The following is a 9,921-nucleotide window of genomic DNA, read 5'->3' as shown; positions in this document are numbered from 1 at the left end:
CCGTCACGGATGCGAACACGATGGGCTTATCCGCGATCACCTGCGCGAGCGCCTGCGCTGGTGGCGTGGCGATTGCGACGTAGAGGTCCTCGTCACCGGATGCGTAGCCGTTGGCGATGTTGGTGAGCGTGGACTGGTCCCCCTGCGGGTTTTGCAGTTCAATCTGCAGGTTCTTCCCTTTGACGTAGCCCGCGTCGGCTAGCCCCTCCACGACGCCGTCGTAGATCAGATCCAGGGAGGGATGGGAGACGATGGTCACGGCGCCGATCTTCACGGTTTCTGGCGAGTTACCGTTGGCTCCTCCGCTGGGGCCGTCGTTGCCGCCACCGGCGCAGGCGCCAAGCAGCGTGGTCGCGACGAGTGCGGAGGTCATGAGGATGCGGCGGTACATGCAATTCCCTTCGATTACCGACGCCTCACTCTAGTGGAGAGCAGCTGCAACGGGCTGCGATGTCTATCCGCCGAACAGCAGGCGGCGCTTGGCGTCGTCGCCGACTAGGCCTCGCACGTCCCGGCCTGCTTCCACACCGATGTGGAGCGCGACGACCTCGGCCAGCACCTTCATCACGAGCACTTGCGTTTCGGTGTGCGTCCGCACACACCACTTGGTCAAGGCATCAACATGCGGCGCGAGCGCTTGGTGTTGTTCCGCACGCAGCGTGCGCGCTTCGGCTAACTGCCCGCTCTTCCACAGCGTTGCCTCACGGGAGGCATCCGCGCTGGCACCTGAGCACCAGGCGGCGAGGTCGTCGGCGCGTCGTTGTTGCCAGTCCTCGTCCAGGTCGACGAGGTCGTCAGCTTCGCTGCGGTGCGCGGAGCGGCGCACGTGCGCGCGGAGTGTGGCTTCGAGGCCGGAGACATCGACGCTCTCCCCCAACCACTGCGTGTGCTCGACGAGTTCGTCGGCGACGATTCCCTCGCGCAGGTCGGTCACGAGGTCAGGCGTCGGGCGGCTCAGGATGCGGGCGCACCAATCCCACATGGCGGCACGCGATGCCGCCGCAGTGTGCATGTGTTGCGCGAGATCGTCGGTCATGGCTTCACGCTACGCCATCGGGCCTTGGTTGTTTCCGCGCATCCGACGCAGCCGCTCGATGGCTTCAGGCGGGAGCGTCGAGCCAAACGGGTTCGCCCGACGCATGGCGCACACCGGGCACAGCGTCTCATCAGCCTCCGGGTGGAAGGCCACTCGGCAGCGCTCGCAGGTGCGCGTGGTGACGGTGGTGAGCGGCGCGGACTCGCCGTCGAGGAGGGCGCTCCAAGGCGCGGGAGCCTCGACGGTGAGCGCTCGCTGATCGCAAAACTCGATGCAGCGGCGGCACCCGTCGCACAGCGATATGTCGAAGTGGAGCGTGCTGGCGGCGTCGGTGTGCGTGAGCTGCAGCGCTCCTTGCGGGCACGCCTGCACGCATTGCCCCTGGGCCGTGCATCCGTCCGCCGCAAGCTGCACGCCTGGCCCGGGTGCGTCGTCGGGCACCTCCGGGTGGGGCTGATCGCCCGCGAGCACGCGCAGCGCTGAGCGCAAGCGTTGATGGTCGGTCGCCGAGAGGTCGGGTTCCCAAGTGGGCTCGGTTGGTTCCGTAGTGCGGCCCCCGAGCCCGAACAACGAGCGACGTTGCACCGTCGGCATCGCCTCGGCGTGCAGTACGTCGCGCTTCGCTTTGCCCGGCTCCGGCTCGCCCAATTCCCGCCCGGCAAGGGCAAACAGTGTGCGCCACTGTTCGATACGGGAGGTGAGCGCGGCGTCATCGACGTCGGGCGCGATGCGCACATCGGCAACGCCGAGTGCGAGCATCTCCAGCGGCAGGTGCAGCGGCGCGTCGGCGAGGCTTCCCGGCCAGCAAATGGGTACCGCGCCGCGTTGTCCGCGCGCGGGTGGAGGTGCGTCGCTGCTCCACAGCTCAACAACGCGCCCGTCCCCGAACAGCCGCGCCCAGGTGATGACGCCGTCGACACTCATTCGGCTACGACAACCCTCTTCGCTGCGGCCAGCGCATCTTGGCCCAGGAGCCCAATACCTCGGTAGAACGACGTATTCGCCGCCGCGGTCAGTTGCTCGAAGAAGGTGGGTACCCACCGCAACACGTGGTCGCGGCAGAACTCGTCGTGCGCGGCGAAGTACTCGTCGGCGCTGGCGTCGCCCTTATCTTCCGCCTGCATGCCCCGCACCAGGAGCTCGCTCAGAAACTCCAGCTCCAGTGAGACGTGATCGTCGGGTTCGACGTTCAACTTCGGCGCTTGCAGCCCGAAGCGCTGGTACATGCGTCGGACATCGAAGGTTTCCTCGTCGAACAGCAGCTGCTCTTCACCCAGGTGTACTGATCCCCACGGCACCGCTGCGGGGATGCCCGGTCCACGCAGGAGCTGGAAGTGGTCGTCGTCGATCTCTTGCATCGTCTCCGACGACGCCTGCAGCGCGTCGATGCCGCTCCGTGTGCGCTCTCCGCCCAGCCCAGCGGCGTCGTCGGCAAGCGGCCAGGCGGCGAGCATCGTCGGATCGCGAAACACGCTGACGATCTGCTCAGTCGGGCACTCGGTGCCCACCACGCTCGCGAGCGCCGTCCAAGCGGCGGCGAAGGCGTCTGCGTGTTGGCGCATCAAATTCCAATCCTGACCATCGCCTCATAGAACTGCATGCGGCCAAGCAGCTCACCGACGAAGACGAGCGCCAGCGCGGCGGCGACGCAGATGGTGAGCGGCGTGGGGTTGGCGTGCGGTTTGGCGAACCCATAGATGAAGACGGCGAGCAGACCGGCGCCTACTGCGATGAGCGCGAGCCGCAGCACGAACAGCGCCCCGGAGTACGCCTCCAGCGAGAGCGCCCCGATCTCGCCCATTTGGGCCAGGCCCTGCAGGTAGATCGGCATCATCACGAGCAGCGCGGAGCCAGCGACGATCACCGTCACCGCAATGCCCTTCAGCGACGAAGCGACGAGGCTGTTCGCCGTTCCGTCGTCGGTAGCCTCCGTGGTGGTGTCGATATCCACCTTCTTCTGCTTCTGGTGGTACAGCGTCGTCAACATGAATGCCGTACCCACCGCGAGGGATCCGAGCAGCACCGCAGTGATGATGAACTGCGCCGGGGTAAACCACGAGTGCCACGCCGGCACGGTGCGCAGCGAGTAGTAGATCATGCTCATCACGACGAGCAGCCCAACGCCGACGAGCGCCGTCAGGCCCGCGAGCACCTGGCGCAGCCTGGCGCTCCCCCACTTGAACCACTGCATGACGGCGAACAGGAAGCCAAGGCCGGCGAAGCCCATACCGAAGATGATCTCGCGCGACAGCCACGACGACTGCCAACCGCGGAACACGTTGAGTACGTGGAACACGTCGTTCATATGGAACATCGACGCAATCAGGCCGAGCACGAGCGTCGGGCCGATGGCATAGAGCGCCGGGTCGGCGACGCGGTCGATGGTCTTGGAATCGTGCCGCAGGGAGCCGAACAACTGGATGACGCCCAGCACCAGGAAGGCACCCACCGACATTTGCGCCATGACGGTGAAGAAGATCATCGGGAGTTCGTGGAGGTTCATCTCACAGCTCCTTCGGGTTCGCGATGCGGCCGGTGCCCATCCCGGATGGTTGCGCATCCCGGTGTGGAGTAATCACAAGATTCGGTTTCGTGATGCTCGGATCGGGCAGCGGCTCAAACGCGCTCTGGTCGCCGTACTTCTCTCGCAGCTCCTCGATCGGGCCCCAATCGAGCGCCCGCGCCGGGCAGGCCGCCACGCACGCCGGATCTTGCCCGGTTTCGCGGTAGTCGGCGCACAGGTCGCATTTGCTCATATGTCCGGTCTCCGGGTTGAACTGCGGCGCGGAGTACGGGCACGCCCACTCGCAGTAGCGACAACCGACGCATTTGCTGTCGTCGACGTACACCGTGCCATCATCGCGACGGCTCATCGCCGTCGTCGGACACACTTCCATGCATACCGCGTTGTCGCAGTGGTTGCAGGCAATGGACGTGTAATAGGAGAACACGTTGGGGGTGTAGGTGTTGCCGTGTTGCTGCCACGTTCCGCCGGTGTACTCGGCGATGCGTCGCCAATTCACGCCTTCGGGAAGGTCGTGCTTATCTTTACAGGCCATATTGCAGGCCTTGCAGCCGTTACAGACAGTTGCATCAAAATGAAAGCCCAGCATCAGTCGTCTCCTCAAGCTTTCTTAGGTGCCGGCTCAGAGCTGACGAGCTCCACCTGCACGAGGTTCGTGTGCTGACAATTGCCCTTCGAAACAGGCGCGGGATGCATGCTCGACAACACGTTCACCGAGCCACCGTGGTCAATCCCGTCCTTATCCCATTTGATCCACGCACCCTGCGGGAGCGATGCGACGCCCGGCATGATGCGCGGCGTGACCTTCGCCTGGATGTGCACCCGTCCCCGATCATTGAACAGACCGACGATGTCGCCGTTCTTAATGCCACGTTGTTCGGCGTCCATCGGGTTCAGCCACACGGCCTGCGGGTGCAGCTCGTTGTTGCGTTGCAGGTTGCCGTAGGTGGAGTGGGTGCGCTGCTTGTAGTGATGGCCGATGAGCTGAATGGGGTATTTAGCGTCCTTGGCCATGGCCTCCTCAGCGCCCTCCCACGTCGCGATGTACTCGGGGATGGCCGACACCTTGTCGCCTGGGCGTGCCTCCGGGAACTCCCAGGTTTTACTCATCTCCCACAGTTCCTTGGAGAAAATCTCGATCTTCCCCGACGGGGTGTCCAGCGGGTTGGCGACGGGGTCGTCGCGGAACTCCTTGAGCCCGACGTAGGTGCCTTCCTCAGGGTTTTCCTCGTTAGCATAGTAGCGGTGGACGCCCTTCTGAACGAAGTCGTCGAACGACTCGGGAAGCGTGGGTACCTCCTTGCGGCCCTCATCGTAAAGGTGGCGGGCCCAGCCTTCGAGATCGCGCCCTTCCGTGAACTCTTCCTTGATCCCAAGCTTCTCGGCGATACCGGTGAAGATGTCGTAGCCAGGCTTCGAATCGTAGAGCGGTTCGATGGCCGGCTCACAGGCAATCAGGTATGCCATGTCGCCGGTGTACTCGCTGGGAACCAGGTCCCAGCGTTCCGCCGTCGTGCAGTCGGGCAAGACGAGATCCGCTAGCTCGCAGGAGCGAGTGAACTGGTTATCGATCACACAGATAAACTCGCACTTGCTGTCGTCTTGGAGCAGCTTGCGCAGTCTGCCGTTATCGGCATGCTGGCTGGCGAGCATGTTGCCGCCAAACTCCACCATGAACTTGATGCCGGTCTTCAGACGGTCGGTGCCCCGCACACCATCCTTCGTGGCGGTCATTTCCTCGCCATGGTCGATGGCGTCTACCCAACCGAAGTTCGAGATCGCATCTGGGATCGGGTTCTCGCCTGCGGAAATCCACGGCGTCTTAGGCCACAGGTACCCCTCTTGGCCGCCAGTGCCGCCGCCAGGGATGCCCACCTGCCCGAGCACGGCCGCGAGCGTGTAGATGGCGCGCACCTGGTTCTCTCCGTTGGCGTGCCGCTGTGGGCCCCAACCCTGCACAATGTTCACCGGCTTGGTGATCGCAAGGCGAGTGGCGAAGTCACGGATGCGGTCGGCCGGAACGCCGGTGATCTCCGCAGCCCACTCAGGAGTCTTCTCGATACCGTCCTCACCCTTGCCTTCAAGGTACGAGCGGTAGGAAAGGTTGGCAGGCACACCGTCGGGCATGGTCTTCTCGTCGAAGCCGACGCAGTACTTGTCGAGGAACTCCTGGTCTTGCAGGTTGTTGTCGAGAATGTGCTTGATGATTCCAGCTACCAGCGCCGCGTCAGTGCCCGGACGCGGGGCGATCCATTCGTCGGCCAGCACGGTGACGGAGTCGGATTGGCGGGGGTCAACTACCGCAATGTGGAGGCCATCCTTCTTCGCCGCTTGTAGCGACGTCCAGAGGTTGCCGCCGCCTGACATCCGGGTTTCTTGTGGATTGTGTCCCCACAACACCCACATCTTGCTGTGCAGCACGGTGTTTTCAATGGAGTTCGACGGACACTCGCCCTCCATGCCGTAGTGGAACCGAGTGATGGTACCGAGCTGCGAGAACGAGTAGTTGCCGTAGTAGTTCAGCTGGCCACCCATGAGGTTAAAGATGCGCTTAGGCAACGCACCGGCAGACACATGCGCGTTCCACACGCCTGAACCGTAGACCATGAAGCAAGCTTCGTTACCGTGCTCCTTAATGACTCGCTTTAACTCGTCGGCGTAGAGCTGGAAGGCTTCGTCCCAGGAGATCTCGTCCCAGACCCCTTCACCGCGCTTCGTGCCCTCACGGCGCTTCAGTGGCTTCTTAATACGGCTGGGGTTGTAGACGCGCTGGCGCATGTTGCGTCCGCGCACACACGCCCTGATCTGACGCCCGAGCAACGAGTCGTCGCCGGTGTTGTCGGGCAGCACGCGCTTGATCTGACCGTCGACTACTTGCAGCCGCAGCGGGCATCGAGAGCCGCAGTTGACGATGCAGGCACTCCAGGTGGTCTTCGCGTCTTTAATGCCTTCGACGGCCGCAGCCACGGAGTCTTTGGCTGGCATACCCAGGAACTGTGCGTTGCTCGCCACCAACGCACCGCCTCCGCCGAGAGCGGCAGACCAGGTGACGAAGGAGCGACGGCTCACCCCAGACTGGGTGCGGTCGACAGTTGTGGCTTCAGCGCTCATGTTCATCCTTGCACTCGTTGACCGATCAGCTTCAATCCAGCAGTCTACGACATTCGATAGTTTTGGCTGCAACTAGGACATCCGTGGCGTAGAACTCGTTGTTCATTCCGTTGGAAGTGGGTGTGATTTCGATACGCGGCCTCCGGCCGCTACTCAATCACCGGGACCGCGCGCCGGGCACCACCCGGCCGTCGAGTGTCCCCCCCCCACCGACCGACTGTCGAGTAGGGCCGAAGGCCCGTATCGAGACGCGCCACCGGGTTTCGACACGCCCGCTACGCGGGCTACTCAACCACCGGTTCCGCGCGCCGGCCGCTACTCAATCACCGGAGCGGCGCTCAGATGGCGTCTTCGATCTTGGCGCGTAGCTCCACAGGGTCGCCGCCGGCCGCCACGGCCAAACCAAGAATGTACGCGCCCACCGGCGCCATGGGGCGCTCCCCCTCGTGCGCGATGCGGGCGGTCAGCTCCAGGATGAGATCCTCGTCGATGCCAGCCGGGTCAACGCCAACGGCCTTGCACGCGCGCTCGATGAAGGGACGCCATTCGCTACGGTCTTCTTTGCGCATATCTCTCCTCCTTATACCTTCGACGCTGTGCCTCCAGCGAGGCACACTTACACCTCCGGGCGCGTCCAATCGCCCGAACGCCCGCCCGATTTGGCGATGATCTTCGCAGAGACGACCTCAGCCGAGCGGTCCACGCCCTTGACCATGTCCACGACGGCCAGCGCCGCCACCGTCACCGCGGTGAGCGCCTCCATCTCGACACCGGTGCGGTCGGCGGTGCGGACCGTCGCGCGGATATCGACGCCGTGATCTTCGATGGCGAGATCAACCACGCACCCGTGCACACCAATCACGTGTGCCAGCGGGAGCAGCTCGGGCACCTTCTTCGTCGCGGCAATCCCAGCCACGCGGGCCACCGCGAGCACGTCGCCTTTCGGCACGGTGCCGTCGCGCAGGGCCGCCACCACGTCGGGCGAGCAGCGCACCGTCGCCACAGCCGTCGCTTCTCTAACGCTCGGTTGCTTGCTCGTCACATCCACCATGCGGGCGGCGCCGTCGGAATCAAGATGCGTAAATTTCATGGCCCTACTTCACCAGATAGACGTCGAGGGTGCTGCCGGGGGTAACTTCGTCGACCTCGACGGGCACGTACGCCAAGCCGTCGGCGCGCCAGAGCGAGGCCACCAAATGCGAGCCCGAGACGCGTTCGTTGGCGGGCTGCGCAACGTCGCCGTCGAGCATCACGGGCACGAACTGGGCGCGACCATTCGGTGTGCGCCAGCCGCGCGACACCGTGCACGCCACCGACGGCCAAGGCTCCTGGTGACCCGAGAACGCGCCTAAGAGTTCGCGCAAAAACACCCACCCGGAGACGAACACCGACACCGGGTTGCCGGGCAACCCGAGAAACGCGATGTCGTGGCCCCCCAGGCGCACACGCCCGTTGCCCTGCGGCTTGCCAGGCTGCATTGCGACGGGGTGGAAGTCGGCGTCGATGGTGGCGCGCACCACGTCGAAGGCCCCGACGGATACCCCGCCGGTGGTGACGAGCACGTCGGCATCCGCGCAGGCTTCGTCGAGTAGCTGTTGAAAGGCCGTGACGTCGTCGCCAGCCCGGCGCACTGCGACGACCTCACAGCCGAAGCGTCGCACCAACCCCGCGACGAGCAGCCCGTTCGAGTCGGGAATCTGGCCGGGTTGGAGGGGCTCGCCAGGGCTGACGAGCTCGTCGCCGGTGGTCACGACGGCCACCTTCGGGCGCGCGTACACCGGCACCGAACCGTACCCGATGGACGCCAGCGACGACGCCACCGCGGCGTCGATACGCGTGCCGACGGGCACGCCGGGGTCGCCCACCTGAATGTTCTCGCCCTGTGCGCGCACGTGCTTGCCTGGCTCGGCTGCCTCGACGATGCGCACGCGCTCGGGCAGTGGGGTGGCGCCGCGAGGTTGGTCGGTGAGTTCGACCGGCACGACGGTGTCCGCGCCGGCTGGCAGCGGGGCGCCCGTCATGATGCGCGCGGCGGCACCGACCGGCAGCGGTGCGGGTTCGCATGCGCCCGCGGGTATGTCGGCGGCGACGGGGAGTGTCGTCGGCGCCTGCACGTCGACGCCACGCACCGCGAATCCGTCCATGGCCGAATTCGTGAACGGAGGTACCGGCACGAGCGCGTCGAGGCTGCGCGCGAGCGCGCGCCCCTCGGCGAGCATGAGCGGCACCTCCTCGGTCGGCAGTTCGCGGGCGAGGGCCCGCACGTGGGCGAGGTGTTCGTCGATGCTTCTCATACGGTTCGCTTTCGGAATGGGATCACGTGATAGCGGCATGCTGCCGCGTCGAGCAGCCACAGTTTGCCGACGAGCAGCTCACCGAAGCCGGCCAAATATTTGAGGGCCTCCCCCACCTGCAGCGTGCCGACCTGCGCCACGGTGGAGCCCAAGATGCCGATGTCGAGTGCGGTCGGATACGTTCCGGGCTCGGGCTCGACGGGATGCAGATCCCGTAGCCAGAGCTCGTCACCGTGCTCGTCGGGCAGCCCGAAGAACGAGCACTGCCCCTGCATACCCACCGCGCTCGCCCACACCAGCGGCGTGCGGGCCGCGCGGGCGGCGTCGGAGATGAGGTACTTCGCGGGGAATTGGTCGGTGCAGTCGAGCACGAGGTCGGCGCTCGGGAACAGTTGCGCGGCCAGCTCGGTGGTTAGGAACTCCTCGACCGCCACCACCTCGACGCCCGGGTTCAGGCGCGTCAGCGTCTCGGCAGCCGAGCGCGCCTTGTTCACGCCGATGTCGCGGTGCAGCACCTGGCGTTGGAGGTTCATTTCCTCGACGACGTCGCCATCCACGACGGTGGTGTGCCCGACGCCAGCGGCGGCGAGGTACGGCAGCGTCGCTGAGCCGAGACCGCCGGCGCCCACCACCACAACACGGCTCGCCACGAGGCGTTCCTGGCCGCGCTCCCCCAGGTCGGGCACGTCGATGTTGCGGCGGTAGCGCCGTCGTTGCGCCTGGGTTAGGGGCACTGCGACCACTCCTCGCTTCCGTCCGTGAAGCGCTGGAGCTTCCAGATGGGCAGCGTTTCTTTGATGCGGTCGACGAGGTCCGACGCGCACGCGAACGCCTGCTTCCGATGCGAGGCTCCCACCACCACGACGAGCGCCGTGTCGCCAATGGCGAGGTCGCCCACCCGGTGGTGTGCCGCGATGGCGTGTACACCGTCGCGTTCCTGGAATTCGGCGACGGTG

General features: G+C 65.3%; 12 protein-coding genes. All 12 read right to left on the bottom strand.

Annotated features, from left to right (window positions below):
- Nucleotides 1–391 (bottom strand): ABC transporter substrate binding protein (locus tag Q0X61_RS11650; RefSeq protein ID WP_297742840.1); only part of this gene is annotated, 391 nt, incomplete at its 3' end.
- 63 nt (nt 392–454) lie between these two features.
- On the bottom strand, nt 455–1,036 hold the full coding sequence (locus Q0X61_RS11645; RefSeq protein ID WP_297742838.1) for a hypothetical protein: 582 nt from the start codon (nt 1,034–1,036) through the stop codon (nt 455–457).
- Nucleotides 1,037–1,045: 9 nt separating this feature from the next.
- Nucleotides 1,046–1,960, bottom strand: a complete 915-nt coding sequence (locus Q0X61_RS11640; protein ID WP_297742836.1) for a hypothetical protein — start codon at nt 1,958–1,960, stop codon at nt 1,046–1,048.
- Nucleotides 1,957–2,598, bottom strand: a complete 642-nt coding sequence (locus tag Q0X61_RS11635) for a molecular chaperone (protein ID WP_297742834.1) — start codon at nt 2,596–2,598, stop codon at nt 1,957–1,959. Before Q0X61_RS11635 ends, Q0X61_RS11640 begins: the two co-directional genes overlap by 4 nt.
- Nucleotides 2,598–3,539 (bottom strand): DmsC/YnfH family molybdoenzyme membrane anchor subunit, encoded by a 942-nt coding sequence (locus tag Q0X61_RS11630; protein ID WP_297742832.1) that lies wholly within the window; start codon nt 3,537–3,539, stop codon nt 2,598–2,600. The genes Q0X61_RS11635 and Q0X61_RS11630 overlap by 1 nt, the downstream gene beginning before the upstream one ends.
- A gap of 1 nt (nt 3,540) precedes the next feature.
- On the bottom strand, nt 3,541–4,149 hold the full coding sequence (locus Q0X61_RS11625) for a DMSO/selenate family reductase complex B subunit (RefSeq protein WP_297742830.1): 609 nt from the start codon (nt 4,147–4,149) through the stop codon (nt 3,541–3,543).
- A gap of 11 nt (nt 4,150–4,160) precedes the next feature.
- Nucleotides 4,161–6,671: a DMSO/selenate family reductase complex A subunit gene (locus Q0X61_RS11620; RefSeq protein WP_297742828.1), complete on the bottom strand. Its 2,511-nt coding sequence runs from the start codon at nt 6,669–6,671 to the stop codon at nt 4,161–4,163.
- A 338-nt stretch (nt 6,672–7,009) separates the two neighbouring features.
- Nucleotides 7,010–7,240 carry a DUF6457 domain-containing protein gene (locus Q0X61_RS11615; RefSeq protein WP_297742826.1) on the bottom strand — a complete coding sequence of 77 codons (231 nt, stop codon included), beginning with the start codon at nt 7,238–7,240 and terminating at the stop codon, nt 7,010–7,012.
- A 47-nt stretch (nt 7,241–7,287) separates the two neighbouring features.
- Nucleotides 7,288–7,761, bottom strand: a complete 474-nt coding sequence (gene moaC / locus Q0X61_RS11610; RefSeq protein ID WP_297742824.1) for a cyclic pyranopterin monophosphate synthase MoaC — start codon at nt 7,759–7,761, stop codon at nt 7,288–7,290.
- 4 nt (nt 7,762–7,765) lie between these two features.
- Nucleotides 7,766–8,965, bottom strand: a complete 1,200-nt coding sequence (gene glp / locus Q0X61_RS11605) for a gephyrin-like molybdotransferase Glp (protein WP_297742822.1) — start codon at nt 8,963–8,965, stop codon at nt 7,766–7,768.
- Nucleotides 8,962–9,699, bottom strand: coding sequence for a HesA/MoeB/ThiF family protein (locus tag Q0X61_RS11600; protein WP_297742820.1), 738 nt, complete (start codon nt 9,697–9,699; stop codon nt 8,962–8,964). Before Q0X61_RS11600 ends, glp begins: the two co-directional genes overlap by 4 nt.
- Nucleotides 9,690–9,921, bottom strand: a 232-nt coding sequence (locus Q0X61_RS11595; protein ID WP_297742818.1) for a molybdenum cofactor biosynthesis protein MoaE, incomplete at its 5' end; no start/stop codon positions are given. The genes Q0X61_RS11600 and Q0X61_RS11595, both read right to left, overlap by 10 nt.

It is taken from the genome of uncultured Tessaracoccus sp. (genome assembly GCF_947255005.1).
GTDB lineage: Bacteria > Actinomycetota > Actinomycetes > Propionibacteriales > Propionibacteriaceae > Arachnia.
This window is presented reverse-complemented; position numbering and strand designations above follow the sequence as displayed.